The organism is Hymenobacter taeanensis (assembly GCF_013137895.1).
GTDB lineage: Bacteria > Bacteroidota > Bacteroidia > Cytophagales > Hymenobacteraceae > Hymenobacter > Hymenobacter taeanensis.
The window spans coordinates 1099743-1125057 of the sequence record NZ_CP053538.1 but is presented as its reverse complement, the minus strand read 5'-3'; the positions used below and the strand labels follow the sequence as shown (position 1 = coordinate 1125057).

The following is a 25315-nucleotide window of genomic DNA, read 5'->3' as shown; positions in this document are numbered from 1 at the left end:
TCCGTTGATGACCTTAGGCTGCTACAAACAACTGACCACTTTGCTCCCTGCACCATGCTTCAATCCATGACCGGCTACGGTATTGCCCATCGCGAAACCGACACATATGCTGCTACCGTCGAAATCAAGTCACTAAACTCTAAAACGCTTGATTTAAGCTTGCGCCTGCCACGCTTCCTGCAAGACCGAGAGCTGGAAATTCGTAACCTAGTGACTAAAAGCCTCATTCGGGGCAAGGTTAATCTCAACCTCGACTTCACCCGGCCCCGCGCTGCGGCTCGCACCGGTGCAGTGCTGAATGAAGCAGTTTTGCTACTGGCTCTGGAAGAATTACGGCAGGTGTCGGCGCGAAGTGGAGCTTCGCTTGAGCAGCTAACTGCCCTGGCGCACGCCCTACCAGGCGCCCTACGGATACCCGCTGATAGCACTGCTGCAACCGAAGAGGAAGAAGAAGTGCCTTGGGAAGAACTATTGCCATTGTTACACGAGGCCTTGGACCGGGTAAACCAGTTCCGGCGCGATGAAGGCCAAGCCCTAACAAATGAGATTCTGAGCTACTTGGATAAAATAAGAATACAACTGGCTGATGTTGAACGGCATGACCCTACGCGTATTGAGCAGGTGCGGCAGCGACTACAGAATCATCTGGCTGAAATAACCGGCAGTGAGCATTTCAACCCTACCCGCTTCGAACAGGAGGTGCTGTACTATATTGAGAAGCTTGACATTGCCGAGGAAAAGGTGCGATTGGTCAACCATTTACACTACTTCACCGAAACGGTGTACTTACCAGAGCCCACGGGAAAGAAACTTGCCTTTATTTCGCAGGAAATAGGAAGGGAAATAAACACCATCGGTTCTAAAGCTAACGACTCCGTCATCCAGCATTTGGTAGTTGGGATGAAGGAGGAATTGGAAAAAATAAAGGAGCAGATTAACAACATTCTTTAGTCTATTTCCTGAATAATACTGTTTAAAAATGGATTATGTATATGAATGTGAAATTGTAATGTGTTTTATATTAATTTGTATTATATTATTAATTAGCATATTTTAATACATATTGCTTTTATGGGTAAAACCCTCTTATTAAGTTTGTCGTAAGTTTATTCAAAGTATTTAGGCTGCTGTCAATAATGTAGTTTAACTATTTTTCTAAAGTGCTTGCAGTGTTAAAAATTGCACGTAAATTTGTTGTTCATGTAGAGGGTTTCTGCGCCCTCAGAAGGCATATTTCCTTTTGAATTTCACCTTTTTTCAGTCCACAACTATGAAAAAAGCATTATTAGTAGCCCCTATTTTCTTCCTGATGCTGTTGCTGACAGCTGCTCGTCCCTTCGCTGAAGTAGAGCTCATTAAGAAGCGCGTGTTGAGCGAGCGGGTAGAAATTCTCATCCCCAAGGGATTTGAAGTGATGAGCGAGCAGCAGATGGATTTCAACTACGCAAAAGCGCAGAGCCGTCCGAGCGTTATCTACACGAATAGCAAAGAAGCCAGCATTGCCTTCTCCTACACCGACAACACCGCCGATCAGGACATGATCGACATGTATGCCGATAACTTCTACAAGATGTACTCAAAGCAGTACAAAGAAGCTAAGTGGTTCAACCACGGTGTGAAGGAAGTAAATGGCCGCAAAGTAGGATACATGGAGCTGATGAAGCCTGAGCTGGGTCATGAAGTGTACAACCTGGTATTCTTCACCGATGTGGAAGGCAAACTGCTGATGTGCAACTTCACCTGCGCTGACCGTCAGAAGCCTGAGTGGGAAAACGTTGCTAAGCAGATCATGACTTCGTTCAAAACGAATGGTTAATAGCTGAGTAGTCATACTAGCACATAGAAACGCCCCGTATTTTCTAGCTGTAAGCAGAAAGTACGGGGCATTTTCGTGCCCGTTATTTTAGGATGAAAGGCTATGCAAAGTCAGGCCTCGGCTAACTTATCCCCACAGCATAGTAAGCAAATGATTAGCTAGGGCAGAAGCCATTCGCTACGGCCTAGATTTTGAAGATAGTAGGGCCACTCCTTCGGCCAGGGGCCTTACTTACTGGGAGTTGGCGCCCAGCAAATTCAGGAAATCACATAGCAGGCTAAATGCTCCGATAAAACCGGTAAGAGGCAAAGGTGCAGCCTGGTCATGCACATCGTGGTAGGCAGTAGGGCCGCCCCGAGTATATAGGAAAAAGGCCGGTACTCCCTTCTCGGAGAAGAAATAATGATCAGAGTTGGCGGCCCGGCCCCTGGCGGCCAGAGCGGGTAGGTAGTGGCCTGCGGTATTAAGGGTGTTGAGCAACTGATACTGCTGCTCGTATACACGGCCATTTACTACGGTGGCACCCTCTTCTCCTGTGCCCAGCAAGTCAAGGTTAAGCAAAAAGCGGATACGGTCTAGTGGTACTAATGGGTGCTCCACAAAGTACTGTGACCCAACCAAACCAGCTTCCTCTGCCCCAAAAGCAATAAATATCACCGAATAGGCCGGGCGGTTTTCGGGGCGGGCGTAGTGGGCGGCCAACTCTAAGAGCATGGCGGTGCCACTGGCGTTATCGTTGGCGCCTGGGAAGTAGGTATGCTTGCCCAGCATACCCAAATGATCATAGTGGGCCGTAACTACTAGAAAGGAATCGGGCTGCACCCGCCCGGGCAGGGAGCCAACTAAATTTTGCGTTTGATAAGCAGACTGCAAAACGGCATCCAGCTGCAACCTGATGTTGCTGACTTGCTCGGGCCAGCTTTGCGCCAATACCTGCACCTGAGGCTGGGCCTGCTGAACAGATGCGAGAGAAGCGGTGAGCTTGTTAGGCACCAGCGTAACCCGGGCGGCGGCAGTTAGTAAGTGTGCCTGGAGTGCCGCGGGTAACTTGCTGAGCCGGGCGGCATCATGTTGGTGCAGTACCAAAACTTGCTGCCGTAAATCAGTAGACAATAGGTGTTGTTGAGCAGCCCCCTGACCAAATATGAGGGTGTCAAGCTGCATGACTGACCCAGTTACTGTGCCTGGCCCCGACGCTGGGTCGGCAATAAAATCATAGCCGGGCCGGAGGGTTTTACCATCCACTTGCAGGAAGGCGCGCCCCGGGAATGTGTTAATGGGTAGCGAGAAAGGCTGGGTATAGTCTGGCGTTAGTGGCTGCAAACCACTAGCTGCAAAGCGCTTCCGGAGGTAAGTAGCGGCCAGGTGCTCTCCCTTTTTTACGTAGCCACGCCCATGCATTGCCGGCGACGCCAGGGTGCAGATAGTGGCCCGGACCCGACTCATATCCTGGGCTAGGGTTGTAATGCTCTGCCCCCAGGCCAAGGCGCCTGCCGCAGCTGCCAAGCGAATGCTAATGAGACGGGATGAGCGCTGCTTCATTGCCAGGCGCGGCGCGTGAGGCGCATAATGGTCAAGCCCATAATGGCGCCAATAGTATCGCTGATTAAGTCAGACCATTCACCGTGGCGGCCAAGATCCATGGTCATCTGCAGCACTTCAATAAGGGCTCCGAAACCCAAGCAGAACAGCAGTAACAGGGTAAATGCCTGGCGGCGCAACGTAGGCCACCCTTGCTGCCGGTGTGCCGAGAAGTAAGATAATATTGCCAGTACCCCAAACACCGCCGCGTGAGCGGCCGTGTCAAACGCCAGCAGCTGCCAGTCTGGGGTTTTGGGCATTTCCTGGGAGGGTGTCAGGGTCAGCACCAACACCAGCGCCGCCCAAGCCAGCGGCAGAGCCACAAAGGCTCGGCGGCGGGGCAGGGGCGGCGCGGTACGTAGCATACGCAACGAGAAAGGTGGCTTAAGCGCCTACCAGTTCGCCGTAAGCCTCAGCAGTCAATAACGACTCCAACTGGGCAGGGTCGCCAATCGACATCTTAATCATCCAGCCGTCGCCGTATGGGTCAGAGTTAACCAGCTCAGGGCTGCCGTCGAGCTTCTCGTTAATTTCTAGCACGGTGCCAGAAATAGGGCTGAACAGGTCAGATACCGTTTTTACGGCTTCTACCGTCCCAAACACTTCGCTCTCGGCCACTTCTTTGTCGAGGGTGTCAATGTCCACGTACACAATGTCGCCGAGTTCTTTCTGAGCGTGGTCAGTAATGCCAATGTAGGCAACATCACCTTCCACACGAATCCATTCGTGTTCTTTCGTGTACTTCAGGGTGGCAGGCAGGTTCATGAGATGCGGTTTTGAAGAAATGGGGAGTGAAAGCGCGGTAGCGCGATGATTCAAAAGTAAAGCTTAAATGATGGAATGCCGAAAATGTTCGGAGGAGAATTCGCTAGGCCACTGTTTGAGCGCTTCCGCAGCCCTGATAAACAAGAGCCCCACCTGGCCTAGGCCAAGTGGGGCTCTTGTTTACAAACCAGTTAGCTTATTGAGAAAGGCTGTACCGCAGCTGAATGCCGCCTTCGGTAGCGGTATTCTTGTAGGCGTTCTGCACGCGAGGCGTGGTAATGTTCTGGGTGAAGAAGAACTGCAGATTCAGGCGCTGATTTAAGATATAGTCGATGGTGGGGCGTAGCTGCATCTGCCGGGTACCGTTCGTGGTCTGGCTAGAGGAGCGCCCAATGTCCGTATCGGTTACATCCAGAATGGCACGCTGCACGGTAAAGTTGTCGCGGATGCTTAGGTCTAACCGCACATTTATCTCGTTGCGAAGAATCTTTTGCTCACCCCCAATGCGGAACGGAATCCGCAGGCGGTTGGTCACGTAGCCTAGGCCTATTACCATCTCCTTGGATCGTAGCTCGGTTACCTGCGCGTTGGTGGTGTTCAGGCCCAGGGTCCGGTCTACACGGTACTCCAGGCGGCCGGTAGTTTTGCCTGTGGTCTGGAAGTTCAACCCAATGAGGGGCGCCAAGCGCTCGGCAATGGTTACCTGCCCGATAACGTAGTACGGAATGTACTGCCCGCTATTGTTGGTCAGGTAAGGAAACTCTGGCTCGCGGGTATAGGCAGTGGCTGTGGTGTACCCGTTTATGTTGTAGCTAGACGTGTAAACGTGGTTGAGGGTAATGGAACGGAAGTACTGCTGCATAAAGGGCAGATCAGCCAAGCCATTGTACTCAATCGTCCAGTTTGGGATGGGTAGCAGGGCGAAGGGGTTGAACTTCTTAGCCTTGTAACCATCCGATGACTTACCCCGGTATGCATCCATGAAGGCCGGCAGCAGAACATCCTGCGAGTTATAGCCATAGCTGCCGCCTGGGTTGGTATTAGCTGCCTCCAGCCGTTCACGCACCACCGCCCGGTTCTGCACGAAGCGGTTAAAGGCTTTTGAGGACTCGCCGCTGGCGTTCAGGTCGCCAAACAAGGTTTGGATAGAAATGAACGACGTGCTGAAGGTACCTGAGCCCAGCGGATTGCTGGCTTGCGGAACCGTACCGATGGGTGTCAGCTTCACTTCATCAACCTGTAAGCGGTAGAATACTTCCCGGTTACGCACCAGCTGGCGGCGCCCATCCAAACGGATGATGAAATTGCGGAATGGCTCCAGGGAGGTACGCAGTGCCAGGTTTTCGGTCAGGAGGGAGCTGAGGGGGGTGTTCAGGTACTGGCTACTATCAGTATACCAGCCGCGCGAGTAAGCCCGCTGAAAAAGGGCATCTAAATCATACTGCTTACCGAGTAGGAAAGGCACGCCAGGCGCATCAAAGTCGCCATTCATCCCGAAGAACCTTGTGCCCGGCAAGTAGCCCGGTAGCAAGGTGCCATTGCTGCGCGTATAGGTGAAGTTGAGCGAACGGGCAGTCATCAGGGAGCGCAGAACACCTTTGAGCAAGCGTAGCTCGGGCCCCTTAGACGTATCCTGAACCGCCAGGCCTGGCTGAGGCTGACCGGGTAAACCTTGCTTCTGTTTGCCCTTCAGGCTCTCGTCGGGGTTGCGGGGGGCGGGCGGTGGGGCATTGTTGATGATATTGAGGAAGCGAACCTTGTTGTAAAGCTTCACCAAGTCAATCTTACCATTCGCGCTCAACTCGCCGTTGTTCTGAATGGTGTTGCCTAGGTTAAATGGGGCAGTAGTGGTATCAGTTGGGTCGCCGGGGTGGATGGGGGCCCGTAGCGCCGTAGAAGCTGCTTGCCAGGTGTAGTTGGCAGCGTAGCGGGCATCCGCCGAAAGCCAGTCGGTTAGCGGGAACTTGTCTAGGGGTAGGCGGTAGGTGATGGCCACCGTCTGGTTGAAGTTGGTGGTGCGGCCACCCCGCTTAAACAGGTTGTCGCGGAGCTGCTCCCGGTTGCGCTTCGAAATATCGTCGTCGCCGATAGTACGGCCCGGCCCCTCATCTACCACCGAGCGGTTGGTAGCCGTATAGTCTAGCGCCAGGGCTTTGGTGAGGTCCCAACGCATGTCATAAATGCGGTTGAAGAAGAATGACTTCTGGTAGATGCCCGGAATACCATCTGTAACGGGTACCTGGCCGGGCTCTAATGTCCGCTGCAGGAACCGCTCGTTGTAGCGCCGGTCAATATCGGCCCGGAAGGAGAAGCGTGAGGGCAGGGGCGTAAAGTTTACTTCCTGCAGCATCTTCAGGTATGGCGAGTCAAAGGCTTTCACCTTTGCCAGCGGCGTATAGCTTTTGGGCACGGTTTGGTACACGTAGGCCAGGGCGCCGGTGTAAGTCCGGGTGTAGTCGCGGTCAGTCCGGATATCGGTGTGCAGGCGCTCCGTGTAAGAGTAGCTGAGCGCGAAGTTCTCGATGTCGTAGGGGCGTACTTTCTTCTCGGGGTTGGTCCGCTCCTTGCGCACGTTCAGCACGTTGATGCTGCGCTGGCTGGTCTGGTCAACCACTTCTTTTCGGTAAGCTGCTTTCTCCTGGCTCGTCTCAAACTTATCCAACGACTGCTCCAGGCGGGTGTCGGGGTCCAGCGGGTCGTACTTCGGGGCCCGAGTTTCTACACCGGCCTGTACCAGCACCGGCACCCGGAGGCCCAGCTTCTCGGGGAAGAATTTATCGGCGGCAATGGTAGCATTAACGTCGCCGCGAGTAATGTTGTCAATTGAGCGCTGCTGAGGCCGGTCCTGTAGGCCACCGAAGCCGGTGGTTACGTAGTTGCCCGTAGCCGTAATATTGGCCACATCGGCCAGCTTGGCGTTGAAGCGAGCCGTGGCCGCCCAACCGCTTTCGTTCTCAAAGTCAAATACCCGGAGCTCATCGGCCCACAGCGTCAGCGTCTTGGGAGCGTTATCGTCGCGCGGGTTCAGCATTCCAATCATCACGCCCTGCACCGCCGACAGGTCGGGGTTACCTACTACCGTTAGCTGCGCACCGGTTGCAGGGTCGGTAATGGTGTAAGGGGTAGCATAGTCAATAGCATTGGACGCCGCTTTGTTGCGTGCCGACTTAGCATCAACAAATGCCTGGAAGGATAGGTCAATGCGGTTTTCCAGGGGCCAAATCAGGTCTTGGGTAGTAGAGCCCGGCTGCGTAATACGCAGTGGTACTGAGTACTCGTAGTAGTTCTGGGTATAGTCAGTACCGATTCTGACGAAGGCGCGCACCTGCCCGTCGCGCACGGTGCGGTCTTCGCTTTCAGCGTGCAGGAACATGCGCAGGCGCTTATAGCGCAGCATATTCAGGCTCACGTTTTTGTAGCTGGCCTTGGCAAATCCGTCGCGCAGGCCTTCTACCCGTAGGCGTAGGCTCGACTCGTTCTGTTGGCGGTTAATGGTGCTGGAACCGTACTCCCGGTCGCGGTTGATGCCGGGGGGCAGCACGTACGGAATAGCATCGGCGCTGGCCGCATTACCTACGCCATTCTCCTCCAGGTTAACAGTAGAAATATCAAAAGCATCAGCGTCCGTGTCGGGGTTAAGTACGGGGCCGGGCTGCTGAATTTTGTTGAGGTAGCGGCGCCACTGGTTGGCCACAAACTGGGGTTGCACCATGCGCAGCACCACCGGCTGCTCCCACTGCGTGAGGTACATGCGCAGGAACCGGATCGACTTAAAGCCGAAGCTCTGGCCAGCGGGAGTGCCTACCACACCGGTGGGTTGCCGCACTGGCACCCGGAACTGGTACCAGGTTACCTGGTCTCCGTTGATATCGGCGCTGGTAACTTTATCTACAATGTAGTTCTGGCCTACATCTAGCTGACCGGGCCGCAGGTTCAGGCGGTACTCGTAGTAGCGCTCTGTGTCAGAAATAACGTTGTCGCGGTTCAGGTCTTCCTTATCGGGGTAGGCAGTAGAGCTAAGCTGGCTACCCTCGGGCGAGTTATTCTCTAGGCCATTATAATCCTTGTAGCGAGCCAGAATTTTAGCGTCGGCCTGGTCGTAGCTGGGGTCGAGGTGGTGGCGGAAGTTATCAGCCGCCGGGTCGGCGAAGCCTGAGTAAGGGGCCGCGACACCTGGTAAACCACGCTCGCCGTCGCTGTTTACACCATCCAGGCCTACGTCCTGACGAGGGCGGGCACCAGGAGCGGCATTAAACGCATCAGTAAGGAATGGCTGCCGGGATACTTGCCCCCAGATAGTAGGAGCTACATCAGCAACATTGTCGGTGGAGGGCAACCCGTTCTCAAACTCATGCTGGTTGCCATCCTTTAGCACATCTTCTGACACGGAGCCCAGGTTGATGTATAGTTCGCCACCCGTGGTATTGGGCGCGTTGTGACCATCGGAGTCAGTGATGTTGGCCAGGCCATTTCGGCTGTTGATGAACGGGTCCATCATCCAGAACTCCAGGTACTCAATGTTGGCGTTGTCGAAGTCCGTGTCGAAAGTGATTTCGCGCGAGATGCCACCATAGCGGGCCGCGTTAGCGGAGCCTGTTACGGTAGAAAACCGCCGGCCATTGCTGCCGGGGTCTACGTTGGGCGTGTAGTTGTACTGGCCCCGCTCATCAGGGAAGTAGGCCAGGTCCAGGGGGTACTCGTAGGCGTTGCCGGTGGTGCCCACGTCACGGTTGGGGAATATCTCCGTCCGCTTGATGCCCCGCACGTAATGGTTGCGGATATCATTGGCGCCAATGTTTTGCGGCCGGGAGGTACCACCAGTATAATAGCTCTGGTCTACGGTATACCACGCCAGCTTAGCCCGCCGATACGCTGACTCCAGGCCCGGCAGGTTGCCGCCCAGCGCCGGGGGGGTAGCCGCCAGCCGCCACGTGGTGGCAGAGTTCAGGCCGCCTAATGAGTATGGGGTTCGGGAATTCTCAAAGTCATCGATGTAAGAAACCCCAGTCTCACCATTGCTGCCCAGTTTAGAACGGCCCGGTAGCAGCTGAGCAAACTCGCCGCTGAATGCCACCGATGATATTTCTTTGGTAGAAATAAAAGGCAGCATATCCAGGTACTTGGTGATGGCCCGCGACTCGCGCCGGGCATTCACGTCGAAGCCGTAGATGGTGTTGTTGCCAGGCTCGTCGCCGATGTTTACGCGGTTGATACCAGGGGCCTGGTTCTCGAGCAGGTGGAGCACGGTGGCGCCAACGTTCACGTCGTTATTCAGGCGGTAGTCGAAGCGGGCGCCCACCAGCTTGCGCGGCTGCACCTGCACCAGCGCATTTTTCTCAAACTGCACCCGCAGCTCGTTGGCTGAGTTGAGGTAGCTGGGATTGAGGATTTTAACAATAGCCTGATCGTAGAAAACCTGATAGTCAATACCCTCCTGCAGCAAGGTGCTGCCGGCGTATACCCGCACTGAGCCCTGCGCTACCCCGATGCCCGGCAGGCTGATTTCATTGGTTGAAGTGGCCTGGAACCGGCCGCGCAGGAAAAACTTGTCTTTCTCCTGCCGCTGCTGAGCGTCGCTCTGTACCTGGTTGTATAGCTCCTGGTACACGTACTTGCGAACCAGCTCGCGCTCAGCCTGGGCATTGCCGCCTGCTGCGCCAGTTGTATCAAACTGCGCGGCCAGGTAATTGCCAAAAGGCTGTACCTCCGGGAATATGATCTTGCCTAATTCGGTATCAATTGTGATACCCGGAAAGAAGTCGAAGTTACCGTCGGGGTTACGGTCGTTGTTGGGGTTTACGTTATCGAGGTTCAGTACCTCAATCAGCGGCCGGTTCTGAATTCTGAAGCCCTCTTTCAGGGAAATCAGGTCAACGCCCGTTACGTCGTCTTTATAAACAATCTGGAGCTGAAAGTTGTCGCGGTTGAGCTGGCTGGCGTTCAGGGCATAGATGTTTTTCATCATCAGATCCCAGGTGGGCAGGTTGCCCGTCAGCAGGTTGGGGTTACCTGGCAGGTTAACCGTGGGGGCAGTGAAATCAACCAGGTTTACGGCGGGGTTAGTGGCCTTCAGCATCTTCAGGAAGATGACCTGATTCTGGTCTACGTTGGCGTAGTCCTCCACCGTCTCACCTACCTTATAGGTTTTGCCGTTGTAGAGGTACTCAAATGATACCCCCAGCACCTGCTCCGGGAGCAACTGCGTATTCAGCGAGATATAGCCTAACTGGGCGTTGAATGTGTATTCGCGTGGGTCAAGCTTACGGGCCCGGATATGCTCGTAGTCGACGTTCTTAACTAGGCCTAGAGCGTTTAGATAGCTTTCCGTAGACAAGTCATTACGGGCCGTAGTATTAGGGGAGCCCGGCACAATGATGCTGCCAAAGAGCGAGTTGGCTGAGTTATCGGCGGGAGCGTTGGGGCGGGCACCCTGCAAAAACTGACGGCGGTACGTCCGGAACGGCTCGCCCACGTCCATGAGCGTAACCACGTTGCGCAGGTTGTCGCTCTGGCGGTTGTCGTTGGTTACGTACACTTCCAGGCGCCTAATTTCTACCCCACTCTGCACGGTGGGCAGGTTGCGCAGGGCGGCATTATACCGGTCACGGAAAAACTGCGACAGGAAGTAGTGCCGGTCGCGCTCATACTGGCTGGCCTTGAGCTCAAACTGCCGGCTCTGGCCTCCGTTCTGAATCCGGACTTCATCAGCCTGCCCGCGCAGGGTGCTGGCTACGGCCGTTACGCCCAGGCGCCCAAACTGCAGCTGGGTTTTTACGCCAAACAGATTTTGGCCGCCCGTAATAAGCGAGTTGTTGAGGGGTAAGCTCACATTACCCAACTCCACCTTCCGAATGATATCGGTGTCGTAGCCGGTGTAATCGAGCTTCATGTTATTCTCGAAGTCGAAGGCGGCGCGCGTGTCGTAATTGAAGCTCAGCTTCAGCTTCTCGCCAATCTGACCCGTGAGATTCAGGTTGATGTTCTGGTCGTACTGAAAGTCGCCCACGCGCTGCTGCCGCAGCGTGAGCGTGGGGTTTTCATTCCGGTTGAAGCGTGCCCCCATACGCAGCGTTACCGCACCCTGGGGGCGGATATCCACGTAGCTGCCCCCAAAAATGCGGTCGGCCATAGGGCCCAGGTAGATTTTGGGGATGAGGCGCTGGCTGGCTGGCGTATTGGGGCTGCCGGCCACGCCCCCGTTGGAGCGCTGACGGAAGTAGTTCCGCACGGCCTGCTGCTGCTGCCAGCGGGAGTATTCCTCAAACGTCATGCGGCTGGGGTCGCGGAAATCTACCTCCGTGCCCACACGCTCCCGGATATCAAAGTTCTGGAGGCTGTCGTCGGGCTGCACATCCAGGTTGATGTTGCCAGGCAGCGGCAATACCAACGGGGAGCGGCGCCGTTGCGGCGAAAACCGCGTACCAATGCGGTCCTGCGGATTTACTTTGGGGCGCCGACTAGGCCGGTAACGGGTAGTATCGGTGCGGGGGGTGTCGGGGGTGAAGGCATGCAAGCCCCGCGAACCGCCCGGCAGCCACGCCCAGAGCTGGCGCATAGCAAACGGTTCAGCCAGCGAGCTGTTCGGTTCTGCTTGCGACCACCAGGCCACCAACGATACAACTGTTACCAGGGAGGCAACAAGAGACTTCTTACTGGTATTCAAGCGTCAATAATCCGTCGGAAAGGGGAGAGGAGATACTTGCTGTAGGCCAGTCAGGCAACCTTTCGCTCAGAACCTAGTATATACATCGGTACCGAACGAGAAGCGCAATTGCAGGCCTACAACATCACTGGCCTAGTGAGACTTAAGAGCGAATTTAATCAATTCCTCCACGCTCAGATCGTTGCCATGCTTGTGCTGAATCTGGTCGAGAGTCTTCTCGGCCGCAGCCCGCGCAAAGCCCAGTGTTACTAGAGCGGCTAACGCTTCAGCGCGGTTGGTATTGTGTGCCCGCGCTAGTGGCACCGTATCAATTCCGGCTTTCGCCAGTAGTTCATCCTTCCGCAGCTTGTCTTTCAGCTCCAGCACTACGCGCTGGGCGGTTTTGGGGCCTACTCCTTTGATGCTCTGAATCGAGCGCACGTCTTCCTGCACAATGGCCTGCCGGATTTCGCCCACTGACATGGAAGATACCATCACGATACCCGTGCCCGGGCCAATGCCCGAAACGGAAATTAGCTGCATGAAAAGGGCTTTTTCGTTGGGGTCTAGAAAGCCGTAGAGGGTTTGCCCATCTTCTTTGATGTGCTGGTACGTGTAAAGTTTTGTCTTCTCCCCTTCGGCGGGCAGTTTAGAATAAGTGGCCAGTGAAATCCGGACTTCGTAGCCCACGCCCGTAATGTCAACAATAGCGAGGGCGGCGTCTTTGTAGGCAAGTTTACCGTCGAGGTAGGCAATCATGTGGGAAAGGGATAAGGAGCAGGCGCAGCCCCAAAGGCTGGGAGCCACACAATACGTGTGCCCGCAATATGCTCAGAAACCAACTATTGGTTATGCCTGCACAACACGGCACCATCTGGTTTATATCCCAAATCTACTGGCTTTTTGCTCAAAAAAGTTGGTTTTACCCAAGAATCGTTACGCTTTATGAGTTGGCCGCTGCCCATGCCCGCCGCCTGGTTAAGTGGCCTAGATAGTCTGCGTTTTCTCCGCTGTGCAGACCTGCACCATTTGCTGTAGCAGAGCCAGTACCGTGGCTGCATTTTAGAAAGAGTCTGCCTGAGAAAGGTGTGCCAATCAAACCTGGAATGCGGCGTCTGTTTGATCCGCTGGCGTAGTTCCTGCGCTTAAAGGGTCAGCAACGAAAAAGCCCCCAGCGCGAGTTGCGCCGGGGGCTTTTATGAGTCAGAAAGTACTTGCCAGACAGCAAGTGGCCTACACGTAGTTAGAGGCTTTTGTGCTGAGTTTGGGCATCTACCACCGCAATGGAGGCAATGTTCACAATCTCACGGACGGAAGCTCCCAGCTGCAGAATGTGCACCGGCTTGCGCATACCCATCAGAATAGGCCCAATTACCTCGGCGCCCCCAATTTCCTGAATTACCTTATAGGCAATGTTGCCGCTGATTACATTCGGGAAGATCAGGGTGTTGGCGCCGCCTTTAGAAGCCAGCTCCGAGAAGGGGTACTGCTCCTGCAGCAGTTGAGGGTTCAGGGCCGTATTGGCCTGCATCTCCCCATCCAAAATCAGATCGGGGTAGCGCTTTTTGGCCAATTCGGTGGCTTTACGAGCCTTGTCGGGCAGGTCGCCGGGGTTCGAGCCGAAGTTGGAGTAGCTGATAACCGCCATGCGGGGCTCGGTGTCGAAGAAGCGCACTGCCCGCGCCGTTAAGCCAATGATATCCACCATTTCCTCGGCCGTAGGGTCAATGTTTACGGTGGTATCGGCGAAGAAGAACGGGCCTTTTTTGTGCTGGATGATGTACATACCCGCTACCCGCTTCACGCCTTCTTCTACCCCAATTACCTGTAGCGAAGGCAGAATTGACTTGCCGTAGTCTTTGCTCAGACCCGTGATAAACGCATCGGCCTCACCGGTTTCCAGCATCATCGAGCCGAAGTAGTTTCGCTCCCGCAGCAGGCGGCGGCCTTCGTAGAGGGTAATTCCCCGGCGCTGCCGCTTCTCATAAATGAGGTGGGCATACTCCTCACGCTTGGCAGTATCTTCCAGAATATCAATGATCTGGCAGCCCTCCAGGTCGAGGTTGTTGGCCTTGGCAATCTCATCAATCTTCTGGCGGTTGCCTAGCAATATGGGGTGGGCAATGCCTTCGTCGTGCAGGATCTGGGCCGCTTTGAGAATCTTGTAGTTATCACCTTCCGCAAAGACTACCCGCTTGGGGTTAGCCTTGGCGGCCTGGGTCATGCGGTTCATCAGCTTCTGGTTTACGCCCATGCGGCTGCGCAGCTGGTCCTCGTACGCCATCCAGTCTTCAATCTGGATGCGAGCCACGCCGCTTTCCATGGCGGCCCGCGCCACCGCCGGGCTGATTACCGTGATTAGGCGTGGGTCGAGGGGCTTAGGGATGAGGTAGGTACGACCGAAGGTGAGGGTGTTGTCGCCGTAGGCCTTGTTTACCATATCCGGCACCGCGTCTTTGGCTAGCTCAGAGAGGGCATGCACCGCGGCCAGCTTCATGGCCTCGTTGATTTCCGTGGCTCGTACGTCCAGTGCCCCCCGGAAGATATAGGGGAAGCCCAGCACGTTGTTCACCTGGTTGGGGTGGTCGGAGCGGCCGGTGGCCATGATAATATCAGGGCGGGTAGCCAGGGCTACTTCGTAGGCAATTTCGGGGTCGGGGTTGGCCAGCGCAAACACAATGGGGTTGTCGGCCATCTTCAGCAGCAGCTCAGCCGGCAGCACATTGGCCGCCGACAGGCCCAGGAACACGTCGGCGCCATCCATGGCTTCGGCCAGCGTGCGGATAGGCCTAGCAGTGGCAAAGTGCAGCTGCATGTCGGCCAGGTCAGTGCGCTCGGGAGTGATGATGCCATCCTTATCGAATACCACCACATTTTCTACCTTCAGCCCGAGGGCCAGATACAAGCGGAGACAGGAAATGGCCGCTGCGCCCGCGCCGCTTACGACCATTTTAATCTCTTCGATTTTCTTTCCAACCAGCTCCAGGCCATTCAGCAGGGCCGCCGACGAGATAATAGCCGTGCCGTGCTGGTCGTCGTGCATGAGCGGGATGTTCATCTGCTCGCGCAGGGCCGTCTCAATCCGGAAGCATTCCGGCGCCTTAATGTCTTCGAGATTGATGCCCCCAAACGTAGGCTCCAGCGACTTTACAATCCGGATGAACTCATCGGGGTCGGTGGCGTCAATCTCAATATCAAAGCAGTCGATGCCGGCAAATTTCTTGAACAGCACACCTTTGCCTTCCATAACTGGCTTGGAGGCATCGGGGCCAATATTGCCGAGACCCAGCACGGCCGTACCATTGCTGATAACACCTACCAGGTTACCCTTGGCAGTGTACTTATACACGTCGTCCTTGTTAGCGGCAATTTCCTTGCAGGGCTCCGCTACGCCGGGTGAGTAGGCCAGGGCCAGGTCAAGCTGGGTGCTGACGGGCTTGGTGGGCACTACTTCAATTTTGCCGGCGGGCTCCTGAGAATGGTAATTCAGAGCGTCCTGTTTGTTTATTTTAAGCATACGCGGGTGGCAACGGGTGAGGGCTCCGGAGGAGTTTAATAAAGCAAGTTGGGGCGAAATCAGCCGGAATCAAAGTTTAGGCGTTTTGCTCACCAAATAGGCAGACCTCATTTCATTGTAGTACCAAGCTCAACGCAAGGGGCCTACCGTAAGTAGTAGCTCCCTGAACAGCAGCATCATGTGCAACAAAAAAGCGGCAGCCACTAACGGCCGCCGCTTTGCTATAGGTTGTACTTTAAGTGGCCTAGCCTGCCACCAGGAGTTTCTGGCCTGGTTTCACGTCGTCAGACTTCAGGTTGTTGAGCTGCCGAAGCTTCTCTACGGTTACGCCCTGGTAGCGCCGTGAAATGTTGTAGAGGGTGTCGCCGGGTTGCACGAGGTGCACTTTAGGCGGAGCCGGCATTTTGGCGGCAGCTTCTTTGGGCTCAGTGGGCGCTGCCGCACGCATGGGCTTAGCAGATGCTACAACTACCGTTGGAGTAGCTTCCGTCTCCTGATCAGCGGTGGTGGGGTGTAGCACCAGTTTCTGGCCAGGCTGCACCACTTCCGAGGTCAAATGATTCCAGCTCATCACCTGGGCTACCGTTAGGTTACGCTCCCGGGCTATCTTCTCAATAAAGTCGCCCCGACGGACTACATAGTCGTTGGGAACTGAGTCATCGGCCTCGGGAGTGGTAGCGGCCACAGAGGAAGCTTGCGACCGGATAGGCCTAGCGGGTTTCGCCAGCCGTGGTGCTTCGGTCTTTTCTGCTACAACGGTTGCCCCCTCCGCCACGGCAGCCGGAGCCGAGGCTACTGCTATCCGCGGAGAAGACTGGCCTAGCGGCGACTTCACCTTCTCCGGTGCGCGCATAAGAGCCGGGTGTGTGGGGGCAGTTGAGGCTACTGCTGTACCTTCCGGAACGGGAGCTTGCTTAATGGGAACAAACACTACCAGCTGCCGGCGAGAAGCCAACGACTGGCTTTTGGAAAGTTCATTCCACCGCCGTACCTGTGCGGGAGTAACGTCATATCGCTCCGCTACCGAAGCTACAGTTTCACCGCGGCGCACGGTGTGCCGTACCCGCCGGAAGCGTGGAGTGGTATCCACACTGCTTTCACGCGGGGCACCATCAGCCAGCAGGCTGCGGGTGGGTACGGGCGTTACGCCCAGCAGCGGAATAGTACGTGGCGCCAACGGCGTAGGCAATTCAGCCATTGGCCGGCAGTAATCGAAGAGCGTGGCTCTATCTACCAAAGACAAGGCCGGCCGTACGGCGGCAGGCAACTGCACCGCATAGGGGCGGTAGCCCGCAGGTAGCCAGGGCTTCCGCAGTTCCGGGTTAAGTCGGGCCAGAGCCATAGAGTCGGGGTAGCCACAGGCGCGAGCCAGGCGGGTAAGGTCGAAGGCCCGGCCACCCAGTTGCAGGGTGTCCATGAGCTCAGCCCGCTGGTAGCGCAGGGTGGGGTCGTGCAACTGGTGGTCCTGGGCGTGCTTCATGGTGTACATGATAGCCGTGAAGGTGGGCACATAGTTGCGCGTTTCAGCGGGCAAATTCGGATATACCTCCCAAAACGTTTTCTTACCCGTCCGGCGCATTACTCGCTGCATATTGCCGGCTCCCCAGTTATATGCTGCTAGCACCATCTCCCAGTCATGGAACACACCGTACAGATAGCGCAGGTGCTTGCAAGCCGCTTCCGTAGCCTTTTCAGGGTCCATGCGCTCATCTACCCAATCGTCGCGACGCAGGCGCAGGTCGTTAGCGGTAGGGCCCATGAATTGCCATAGGCCAGTGGCACCTACCCGTGATTTGGCCGTCGGAATCAGGGCCGACTCAACTACGGCCAAGTACTTGAGGTCTGTGGGTAGGTTGTATTTGGCGAGGTATTTCTCAAAGAGTGGGAAGTACATGTTTTCCCGCTCCAACACCCGCTGCGTGTAAGAGCGCTGCCGCTCCGTGAAGAGCCGCACAAATGCCAGCACTGAAGCATTAAAAGCATGTGGCACATCCGTTTCGAAGCAACTGACCCGGTCCCCTACTAAGTCTTGTAGTTGCGGTGGTGTACGAAGCCAGACTAATCTCGCTGAGTCGATGGGGGCTGGCATGGCCACCAGGGAGTCGGGGAGGAGTTCCAGCGTTACTTGTAAAGAATCGTTGGGCTGCGCACTGGGGTTCTGGGGAATCTGAGGGCGAACTTGGGCAACACTTGCATGGCCTAGGGCTGCCCCCACCAACACCGGAGCAACAGCGCGCAGCAACAATTTCTTCATTTTATCTCCAAGCTATGACAGAACAGGCGTGAGAGTCTCCGTTACAGATTTTGCAAAAGCCAGCAGGTGCTCCTCCCGGAAGGCACCGCTGAGAATTTGCAGACCAATGGGCAGACCCTGGGAGTCTGTGCCCGCTGGTACCGAGATGGCCGGCACGCCAGCCAAAGATGCTTGAACGGTAAAGATATCAGCCAGATACATAGCCAAGGTGTCTTTTTCGTTCTCTCCAATGCGGAACGCCGTGGCAGGTGTGGTAGGCAGTACCAGGAAGTCATACTCCCGCAGCAATTCGTCCGTCTTCTCCTTAATCAGGCGACGCACTTGCTGAGCCTTCGTGTAGTAGGCATCGTAGTAATCGGCGCTGAGTACGAAAGTGCCCAGTAGAATGCGCCGCTGTACTTCTGGCCCAAAGCCTTGCGCGCGGGTTTTTTTGTACAACGACTCCAGGTCCGTGGCATCAGGAGCGCGGTAGCCAAACTTCACCCCATCGTAGCGGCTCAGGTTGGAGCTGGCTTCGGCGGTGGTCAAGATGTAATAGCTCGGAACAATAAAGTCGAGGTAAGGAAAATCTACGGCTTCCACCACGTGGCCTTGCCCCCGGAATACGTTGAGAGCTTGTTCGGTGGCGGCTTTGATCTCGGCATTCAAGCCTGGGCGCTCCAGACAGTCGCGGATGTAGCCAATACGGTAGTGCGGCGCGGGCTCCAGCAACTGGCTGTAGGCGGGCACTTCCCGCTGGCTAACAGTGCTATCAAAGTTATCAGCGCCAGCCATCACCTCCAGCAGCAGCGCGGCATCCTCTACCGAGTGGGTAAGGGTACCAATCTGGTCGAATGATGACGCGTAGGCAATCAGGCCGTAGCGGGAAATGCGCGAGTAAGTAGGCTTAAAGCCAACAATACCACAGAAGGCAGCCGGCTGGCGCACTGAGCCGCCCGTGTCGGAGCCGATAGAGGCCAGGCACATATCAGCTTGCACCGCTACTGCAGAGCCACCCGAAGAGCCACCCGGTACGCGGTCGGGGGCAATAGCATTGCGGGCGGGTCCAAAGAAGGAGGTTTCGTTTGAAGCACCCATGGCAAACTCGTCGCAGTTCTGGCGCCCAATCAGAATGGCGTCCTCATCGAGCAGGCGTTGCACGGCCGTGCCCGTGAACAGCGACTTGAAACCATCCAGAATGTGGCTGCTGCTCTGCAATGCATGGTCCTTGTAGGCCAGTACATCCTTCAAGCCAATCACCATACCCGCCAGTTTGCCGGCAGTGCCGGCTGCTAATTTGGCATCCACCGCCTCAGCCTGAGCCAGAGCCTCTTCGGGCCATACCTCCAGGAAGGCATTCAGATGGGGGTTATGCTGCTGGATATTATCCAGATAATACTCCACGAGCTGACGGCAGGTCGTGGTGCCTGCCGTCAGCTCGTTACGAACTTCCGTGAGAGAGGTAAAGCGTCTCAAATTGAAGAAAGAATTAGTTCATTTGATCGAGGCGGGGACGCTCCGAAGCGGGCGTCACGGGGGGCGTAATTCCGCCGTCCATGGGCGGGGCTATGGGAGTAGCAGCGGGCGTTACATCTTCTACCGGAGTAGCTTCTGGCGCCGGGGCCTGGTAGGCCACTGGCTGCGTGTATTGCTGGGGCTGCTGATTGAACTGCTGCTGGTAGGGCTGCTGAGGCTGGCCGCTATTCTCAATCTCGCTGCGAATTTCGCGGGAGGCATCCTTAAACTCCCGGATACCTTTGCCTAAGCCGCGAGCAAGTTCCGGAATTTTGTTGGCGCCAAAAAAGATCAGAATGACCACCATGATGAGCATAATCTCACCACCGCCTAGGTCGCCTAGAAAAAGGAAAAATGGAGTGTTCATGGTAAAATGGCTAATTAGTTGCGAGGAGCCGTAGGGTCGTTCGGGTTAACCGGACGGTCCCGAAATTCGGGCTTATCCTCCTTGGAGGCGTCTTTAAACTCCCGAATGCCCTGGCCCATGCCACGGAACAGCTCTGGAATGCGCTTGGCACCGAAAAGCAAAATGATGGCAAGACCAATGAGCAATAACTCCGTGCCTCCGAAGTTACCAATTCCAAGCAAAAGGGTGGCGAAATGCATAAGTAGGGATAGCCAAAAGGCTGTTTGAAAGTGTCAAAGGGGAACGTACGCAAGTGTGTACGGTCAGGATTGGTAAAGGTACCTCATAATTTCAAAATCAGTTCCTGATACTTTAGGTTCCTAAATCTGAAATGCGGATCTCTCAGTACCGTTGGGATAGAATCTGGGGCCTTTTAGCGAGCAATAGCTGCCGTTCAGCTGGCTGTATTGGGAAATGTTGCCACAGCTATACTATTTTGTAAAGATGTGGGTAGCATGAATTATTGGTTCCAGCGACCTGCTTTTTGGTTAAATCTCTCTATAGTTTACTCATACATGCCTGCTAAAACGCGTACCCTTTCCGAGGATATAGCTTATCAACCACTGAGCCCAATGGCCGAGCAGGCCCGGCTGGAAGCTCTGCGTGCGTATCAAGTGCTGGATACCCCCCCTGAAAAGGCCTTTGATGACCTAGTTAGCCTGGCGTCTTACATATGCGGTACTCCCACCTCTATGGTAACCTTGCTTGACTCTGAGCGGCAGTGGTTTAAGGCTAGGGTGGGCATGAAGGCCGACAGCACTCCGCTTGAGCAAGCCTTCTGCCGGTATGCTATGTTCTCAGATACTGTGTTTGAGATTGAGGATGCTACGCAGGACCCTCGCTTTCAAAACAACCCCCTCGTTACCGCCGACCCCAATATTCGCTTTTACGCCGGGGCGCCGCTGCTCACTCCCGAGGGGCATCCGCTAGGCACCATCTGCGCAATTGATACCGTGCCGCGGCGGCTGGATCCGCAGCAACGAGAGGCTCTGCGCATTTTGGCTCGGGAGGTGGTGGCGCATCTGGAGTTGCGCCGTGCCCGCATGCAACTAATCTACGAACAACAAAAGCTCGAGGAGCTACTACGCATGACCAATGATACCGCCGGCTCCATGAACGTGGGAGGCGGGCAATCCGAAATCTTCGTTAAGCAAGAGCACAAGCTGGTTCGCTTAAAAACCGTTGACATCCGCTATGTGGAGGCCCTCGGTGACTATGTAAACATTTACGTGGGCCAAGACCGGTACACCGTGTACAGCACCATGAAGGAATTGGAAGCGAAACTGCCGGCTAAGGAGTTTGCTCGCATCCACCGGAAATATATTGTCCGGCTAGATAAAATAGTGGCAATTGAGTCTGATGCGGTAATTGTGGAGGCCGTTCGAGGTGCCGACCGCGCAAGCGGTGTAATGCCCGTGCCAATTGGCAACTCCTACAAAGCCAATCTGCTGAGCCGGCTCAATTTAATCTAAAAGCTCAAGCAGAGTTATTGCAAAATCTTCGCTTCTTCATCACGAAGAAAAAGACGGAATTCGCCGAGAGAAATAAACATTTCGGCGAAATGGAATAGCAAGGGTATGTAAAGTATCCTATCTTTCGTCATGTTATCGGGGATTGCCCCGGATCAGATAATAGCTCGCTGTTGCTGTTCCGGGGGAGGGATTACTGATAGCTAAGTTTGTTTTCATAGCTCAGAAAGACACCGTATTCTGTACGGTGTTTTTTTATGCCCGGCTATAGGCTGCCTGGTTGTATGAACAGAGAAAAGCCCAGCAGCTGGTATAGCGCCGGGCTTTGCGAAATAGTGGCCTAGGGTGTGGGGCTATTTGCGGCCCAACCAGTTTTCGGGGTTCAGATTAGAGCTGTTATGCCACACCTGAAACTGTACTTCTGAGGTGCCTTCGGGGTCAGTGTACACGGTGCCAATGGGCTGCCGGGCTTTTATTTGCTGGCCTTCGCTCACGCTCACGTTGCGCAGCTTGGCATACACCGTGAAATAGTCGCCGTGCTGCACCATCACAATGGTATTCATGCCGGGCACACTCGCAATGGTAAGTACTTTGCCGTCGAATACGGCGCGCACTTGCTCACCGGCACTGGTTTGAATATCAACGCCGCGGTTTTCCACTACCACGTTCCTCAGCACGGGATGGTTGTGGCGCCCAAAGCGCTGAGAGATAAAGCCCCGCCCCACAGGCCACGGCAGCTGGCCGCGGTTTTCAGTAAAAGACGACGCCAGAATAGCCGTTTCCGGCGTGAGCGTAACCCGGTTTACGCGCTCAACGGCTGCGTTTTCGGCGGCCTCAGCTGCGGCAGTGCTAGCTCGGGAGGGTGCTTCGCCGGGGCGCGTGGCCGTGGCGGGGTTATTAGCCCGAGCGGCGGCAGCTTTAGCCGCCGCCGCCCGCCGCGCAGCTAACCGAGCCGCCCGGGCAATTTCCTCCTTAACCTTCAGGGCAATAAGGTTGTCGAGGCGGCTAACGGCTTGCTGACGCGCCGCCAGCTCCTGCCGCAGGCTTTCTTCTTGCTGGCTGAGCTTGGTTACTACCTGGTCCTGCTGGGTTTTGAGCGTCAGGAGATTCTTCTTCTCCGAGAGCTGGGTATTCAGTAATGATCCTTTTTCCTGTTTCTTTTCCTTCAGGCCAGTTAGCTGCTCACTCAGCCGCTGCTGCGTATGGCTGATTTGCGCCGCTTGCGCCTGGCGTACCTCGGCGTACTGCCTGATGTAGCGCAGGCGCAGCATGAACTGGTTGAACGACTCAGAGGCAAACAGGAACATCACCCGGTTGTAGCTGTTAGCCGTTTTTGAGCCAATATAGATCAGGCGCGCATACTCAGCTTTGAGCTGCTCCAGGTTTTGCTGGGTGTGCTGTACCTGCGTCTGCGTCTGCTGTACGTCGTTTTCGATGTAGTTCAGCTCATTGCTGATGTTGCGGATAACACCCTGCTGAACAGTCAGCTTTTCTTTGAGCGCGTTTAACTGGCCTACGGATGCCTGCTTTTGCCGCTGGGTTTGCTCCAGAATTTTGCTGGCCTCCTGTATGCGGCGTAGCGTGGCACGCCGCTCCCGCTCTAGCTGGGCCTTGGTTTTGCCACTGCCAGAGGAGGTGCGGGGTTTAGGCTTGGTTTTTTGCTGTGCCAGCAAGGTGGAGCTGGTCAGTACCGAAACCAGCAGCGCTACCGGCAGGAGCAGCCAGGGCTTACTTCTTGCGCGCATAGCCTTTGGGAACCGAGAAGGGGAAAGCAAGCCTTTCTTTATCAAGGTCTACGTTACGGTACGATACGGTGACGCTGGCTGGCGCGCCCTTGGGCTGTTGCACTTTTAGAGCCGTAGCGTGGGCAAACGGCTGGTTTAACGGCGGCAGGGGCTGAAAATCAGAATAATCTACCTGCAGGCTGTTCTGCGTTTGCTGCTCCTGCACAGTAAGCTGTTGTACCCGCGCCTTGCTCAAGTCAATGAGCTGCTTTACTAGCACCCCGGCCTGTTCATACTGCACCCGCTGCGTGCCACCCTCGGTGCTAACGGTGGGAGTTACAGTACCGGGAGGAGTAGCGGGCAGATAGTCGCCGAGTAATACCGCCTGCACTCGCTCAAACGTAATAGGCACATTCAGCAGGCGGCTGAGGTAGGCGTAGTCGCCGGAATAGTATTCGCGCTGCAGCGGAAAAAGCACCTTCACAGAGTCGCGGGTGATGTAAGCCCGGAAGCCCTCAATCCCTAGTGAGGCCGACAACCAAATGACGCTGTCTTTGCGCATGCGCACATTAAGGTTCGCCGTTTGCTGAACGCCCGGAAATTCAATGGATACTTTACCCTTGGCCTTGAGGTAATGAAAGTCAATGTTTGTAGCCTTCACCATCTCTGGGGCTTTTACTGAAGCGGGCTTAGAGGCTGTAGGAACCAGCTTACGGTTACAGCCACTCAGCAGCAATACAGCGCCCAGAAAGGCTAGCGGAATACATTTACTCATAGAGTTTCTTGTCTTTGATCTTGCGGTCTATCAGTGGTGAGGCACCCCCCAGTTTCTGGGCGCGTTGCCACTCCGCCAGTGCTTTGTCCCGCTCACCCAGTTGGTAGAGAACGTCGCCGTAGTGTTCAATCACGGTAGCATCTTTGGTAGTTTTGAGCGCAAGCTCAAACTGTTGCCGGGCTCCGGTGTAATCTTTCAGCCGGTACAATACCCAGCCGTAAGTGTCCAGATAGGTATCATTATCGGGGTTTTGCTTGACCAGCTTTCCGGCCATTTCTTTGGCCTTATCAAGCTTTTCACCACGCAAAGAAAGGTAGTAGCTGTAGTTATTCAAGGCTTGGGCATTGTTGGCATCAAATACCAAAGCTGCCTCGTAGGCCGCGTCTGACTTGGCAAAGTCTTTCAGTTCGTGGTAAGCATCGCCCAACTGAGTGTCAAACTGTGCCAGTAGCTCGGGGTTGTCGGTGGCCAGCTTGCGGCCGTATTCCAAGGCCTTTACTCCTTTGGTGGGCTGCTTCTTGAGCATGTAGGCCACACCATTATAAAACCACAACGATGCCTGGTTGGGAAACAGCTCCAAGGCCTGATCGGTGTGGAGCAGCAAGGAGTCAACCTGGTTGAGCTCAGCATCTATCAACACTACCTGTTGCCAAATCTGAAATTTGGAGTTGTCTAGCTGCAGTGCTTTGAGGTAACTGGTACGGGCCGCGGGCTTGTTATCAGTAATGGTCTGAATGTCGCCCGCCACTGAGAAAGCCTTGGCCTCTTTAGGGTGGGTGCGGGTAGTAATTTCCGCTAGCTCCAGGGCTGGTTGGTTAAGGGCAGGGTTGGGGAGCTGCTTGATGTAGTCAATCAGAATCCGAACCTTGCTATCAATGTCTAGGCCAGGGCTTTCGAAGGCAAGCTTGATCTGCTTCTGCGATTCCTGAGGATTGTTTTGCTGCCGATACACATCGGCCAGAATCATGCGAGCCTGCGGGTTAGAGGGATCTTGCTGCAAAGCCTGCTGCGCTACTCGAATGGCATCGGGGAAGCGGCTGTTAGCGGCATACATTTGAGCCTGGGCCAACACGTACCGGATTTCGTCGGGGTTGGCGGCAATCAACGCTTCCCCTTCCTGCAGGGCCTTATCAAGGTTGTTCTGCTTGAGATAGATCTGTTGTTTCTTAAACGACACCTCATCAATGGGCCCAAATTTCTTCTCCGCCTGCTCAAAAGTGCTCAGGGCCTCATTAAGCTTGCCCTGCGCCATATACAGGTCCGCCAGGTTAAACAGGTAGTTACCCGAATCGGGGACGTCTTTGATGAGGGTGGTATACACCTTAATGGCTTGGTCGTACTGCTTCTGGGAGCTGTAGATCTGGGCCAGCAACAGGTAGTAGTACGCATTTTTGGGGTCCAGCTTCACGGCCGTTTGCGCGAAGTTGGTAGCGTCGCTGAGGTTGCCGCTCAGCAGATTGGTTTCCGCAATCTTGTAATTGATAGCGGCATTGGCCGGGTTGAGGGCATAGGCCTTCAGCAGCCGCTCAAGGGCCTTATTATAATCTTCGAGCATCAGATAGCGTAGGCCATCCACAAAAAAGGCTTCGCTTAGCTCGCGGTCCTTTTCTGAGAGGGGACGCTTTTGCATCTGCATCGACTCAATGTCGGCGCGTTGTGCCAGGGCTCTTCGCTCCTTGCGGCTCAGCTTTTTAGGTTTGGCGGACTTTTCTGGTTTGCCAGCGCTTGGGGTAGCGCCGGGCTGCGGGGTACGCTGCTGGGCATGGACCGGCGCAGCCACCAACAGGCCTAGCAGAAAAAGGAATACGGCACCTGTACGACTCATGAACGGAGTAGCGCGGACCCGAGGGCCGCGGTTAGGGAAAGCAAGAT

General features: G+C 55.3%; 16 protein-coding genes. 3 read left to right on the top strand and 13 right to left on the bottom strand.

Annotated elements, in window-relative coordinates; translation table 11 throughout:
- Positions 1-54: 54 nt before the first annotated feature.
- Together HMJ29_RS04785 and HMJ29_RS04780 are read left to right on the top strand one after the other, a co-directional pair.
- Positions 55-951: a YicC/YloC family endoribonuclease gene (locus HMJ29_RS04785; RefSeq protein ID WP_171590402.1), complete on the top strand. Its 897-nt coding sequence runs from the start codon at positions 55-57 to the stop codon at positions 949-951.
- Between the two features lie 319 nt (positions 952-1270).
- The gene (locus HMJ29_RS04780; protein WP_171590401.1) at positions 1271-1816 is read left to right on the top strand and encodes a hypothetical protein; all 546 of its coding nucleotides are present in this window, start codon (positions 1271-1273) and stop codon (positions 1814-1816) included.
- 231 nt (positions 1817-2047) lie between these two features.
- On the opposite strand, the gene HMJ29_RS04775 is transcribed toward HMJ29_RS04780, so the two are convergent.
- From HMJ29_RS04775 to HMJ29_RS04730, 10 genes are all read right to left on the bottom strand, one after another.
- The gene (locus tag HMJ29_RS04775) at positions 2048-3262 is read right to left on the bottom strand and encodes a M28 family metallopeptidase (RefSeq protein WP_216634089.1); all 1215 of its coding nucleotides are present in this window, start codon (positions 3260-3262) and stop codon (positions 2048-2050) included.
- 92 nt (positions 3263-3354) lie between these two features.
- Positions 3355-3762, bottom strand: a complete 408-nt coding sequence (locus HMJ29_RS04770; protein WP_171590400.1) for a VanZ family protein — start codon at positions 3760-3762, stop codon at positions 3355-3357.
- Between the two features lie 19 nt (positions 3763-3781).
- On the bottom strand, positions 3782-4162 hold the full coding sequence (gcvH, locus tag HMJ29_RS04765) for a glycine cleavage system protein GcvH (RefSeq protein ID WP_171590399.1): 381 nt from the start codon (positions 4160-4162) through the stop codon (positions 3782-3784).
- Positions 4163-4358: 196 nt separating this feature from the next.
- Positions 4359-11717, bottom strand: a complete 7359-nt coding sequence (sov, locus tag HMJ29_RS04760) for a T9SS outer membrane translocon Sov/SprA (RefSeq protein ID WP_244678781.1) — start codon at positions 11715-11717, stop codon at positions 4359-4361.
- A gap of 240 nt (positions 11718-11957) precedes the next feature.
- Positions 11958-12563, bottom strand: coding sequence for a Holliday junction branch migration protein RuvA (ruvA, locus tag HMJ29_RS04755; protein WP_171590398.1), 606 nt, complete (start codon positions 12561-12563; stop codon positions 11958-11960).
- A 484-nt stretch (positions 12564-13047) separates the two neighbouring features.
- Positions 13048-15321: an NADP-dependent malic enzyme gene (locus tag HMJ29_RS04750; RefSeq protein ID WP_171590397.1), complete on the bottom strand. Its 2274-nt coding sequence runs from the start codon at positions 15319-15321 to the stop codon at positions 13048-13050.
- Positions 15322-15565: 244 nt separating this feature from the next.
- Positions 15566-17575: a LysM peptidoglycan-binding domain-containing protein gene (locus HMJ29_RS04745; protein WP_171590396.1), complete on the bottom strand. Its 2010-nt coding sequence runs from the start codon at positions 17573-17575 to the stop codon at positions 15566-15568.
- 12 nt (positions 17576-17587) lie between these two features.
- Positions 17588-19030, bottom strand: coding sequence for an Asp-tRNA(Asn)/Glu-tRNA(Gln) amidotransferase subunit GatA (gatA, locus tag HMJ29_RS04740; protein WP_171590395.1), 1443 nt, complete (start codon positions 19028-19030; stop codon positions 17588-17590).
- A gap of 13 nt (positions 19031-19043) precedes the next feature.
- Positions 19044-19436, bottom strand: coding sequence for a twin-arginine translocase TatA/TatE family subunit (tatA, locus tag HMJ29_RS20660; RefSeq protein WP_171590394.1), 393 nt, complete (start codon positions 19434-19436; stop codon positions 19044-19046).
- Positions 19437-19450: 14 nt separating this feature from the next.
- A complete protein-coding gene (locus tag HMJ29_RS04730; protein ID WP_171590393.1) occupies positions 19451-19675 on the bottom strand; it encodes a Sec-independent protein translocase subunit TatA/TatB in 225 nt (74 codons plus the stop codon).
- Positions 19676-19990: 315 nt separating this feature from the next.
- Here HMJ29_RS04730 and HMJ29_RS04725 point away from each other — a divergent pair, with 315 nt between their 5' ends.
- On the top strand, positions 19991-20947 hold the full coding sequence (locus HMJ29_RS04725) for a GAF domain-containing DNA-binding protein (protein WP_171590392.1): 957 nt from the start codon (positions 19991-19993) through the stop codon (positions 20945-20947).
- A 350-nt stretch (positions 20948-21297) separates the two neighbouring features.
- On the opposite strand, the gene HMJ29_RS04720 is transcribed toward HMJ29_RS04725, so the two are convergent.
- Genes HMJ29_RS04720 through HMJ29_RS04710 form a run of 3 tightly spaced genes read right to left on the bottom strand, consistent with a single transcriptional unit; the run spans position 21298 to position 25268 of the window.
- Complete coding sequence (locus HMJ29_RS04720; protein ID WP_171590390.1) at positions 21298-22689, bottom strand: murein hydrolase activator EnvC family protein; 1392 nt, start codon at positions 22687-22689, stop codon at positions 21298-21300.
- Positions 22673-23443 carry a lipoprotein insertase outer membrane protein LolB1 gene (gene lolB1 / locus HMJ29_RS04715; protein ID WP_171590389.1) on the bottom strand — a complete coding sequence of 257 codons (771 nt, stop codon included), beginning with the start codon at positions 23441-23443 and terminating at the stop codon, positions 22673-22675. The genes HMJ29_RS04720 and lolB1 overlap by 17 nt, the downstream gene beginning before the upstream one ends.
- Positions 23436-25268, bottom strand: a complete 1833-nt coding sequence (locus HMJ29_RS04710) for a tetratricopeptide repeat protein (protein WP_171590387.1) — start codon at positions 25266-25268, stop codon at positions 23436-23438. Before HMJ29_RS04710 ends, lolB1 begins: the two co-directional genes overlap by 8 nt.
- Positions 25269-25315: the final 47 nt, after the last annotated feature.

Coding starts and splice junctions, on each gene's coding strand:
- HMJ29_RS04785 (WP_171590402.1), top strand. CDS start 55: ATGCTTCAATCCATGACCGGCTACGGTATTGCCCATCGCGAAACCGAC.
- HMJ29_RS04780 (WP_171590401.1), top strand. CDS start 1,271: ATGAAAAAAGCATTATTAGTAGCCCCTATTTTCTTCCTGATGCTGTTG.
- HMJ29_RS04775 (WP_216634089.1), bottom strand. CDS start 3,262: ATGAGTCGGGTCCGGGCCACTATCTGCACCCTGGCGTCGCCGGCAATG.
- HMJ29_RS04770 (WP_171590400.1), bottom strand. CDS start 3,762: ATGCTACGTACCGCGCCGCCCCTGCCCCGCCGCCGAGCCTTTGTGGCT.
- gcvH (WP_171590399.1), bottom strand. CDS start 4,162: ATGAACCTGCCTGCCACCCTGAAGTACACGAAAGAACACGAATGGATT.
- sov (WP_244678781.1), bottom strand. CDS start 11,717: ATGCGCCAGCTCTGGGCGTGGCTGCCGGGCGGTTCGCGGGGCTTGCAT.
- ruvA (WP_171590398.1), bottom strand. CDS start 12,563: ATGATTGCCTACCTCGACGGTAAACTTGCCTACAAAGACGCCGCCCTC.
- HMJ29_RS04750 (WP_171590397.1), bottom strand. CDS start 15,321: ATGCTTAAAATAAACAAACAGGACGCTCTGAATTACCATTCTCAGGAG.
- HMJ29_RS04745 (WP_171590396.1), bottom strand. CDS start 17,575: ATGAAGAAATTGTTGCTGCGCGCTGTTGCTCCGGTGTTGGTGGGGGCA.
- tatA (WP_171590394.1), bottom strand. CDS start 19,436: ATGAACACTCCATTTTTCCTTTTTCTAGGCGACCTAGGCGGTGGTGAG.
- HMJ29_RS04730 (WP_171590393.1), bottom strand. CDS start 19,675: ATGCATTTCGCCACCCTTTTGCTTGGAATTGGTAACTTCGGAGGCACG.
- HMJ29_RS04725 (WP_171590392.1), top strand. CDS start 19,991: ATGCCTGCTAAAACGCGTACCCTTTCCGAGGATATAGCTTATCAACCA.
- HMJ29_RS04720 (WP_171590390.1), bottom strand. CDS start 22,689: ATGCGCGCAAGAAGTAAGCCCTGGCTGCTCCTGCCGGTAGCGCTGCTG.
- lolB1 (WP_171590389.1), bottom strand. CDS start 23,443: ATGAGTAAATGTATTCCGCTAGCCTTTCTGGGCGCTGTATTGCTGCTG.
- HMJ29_RS04710 (WP_171590387.1), bottom strand. CDS start 25,268: ATGAGTCGTACAGGTGCCGTATTCCTTTTTCTGCTAGGCCTGTTGGTG.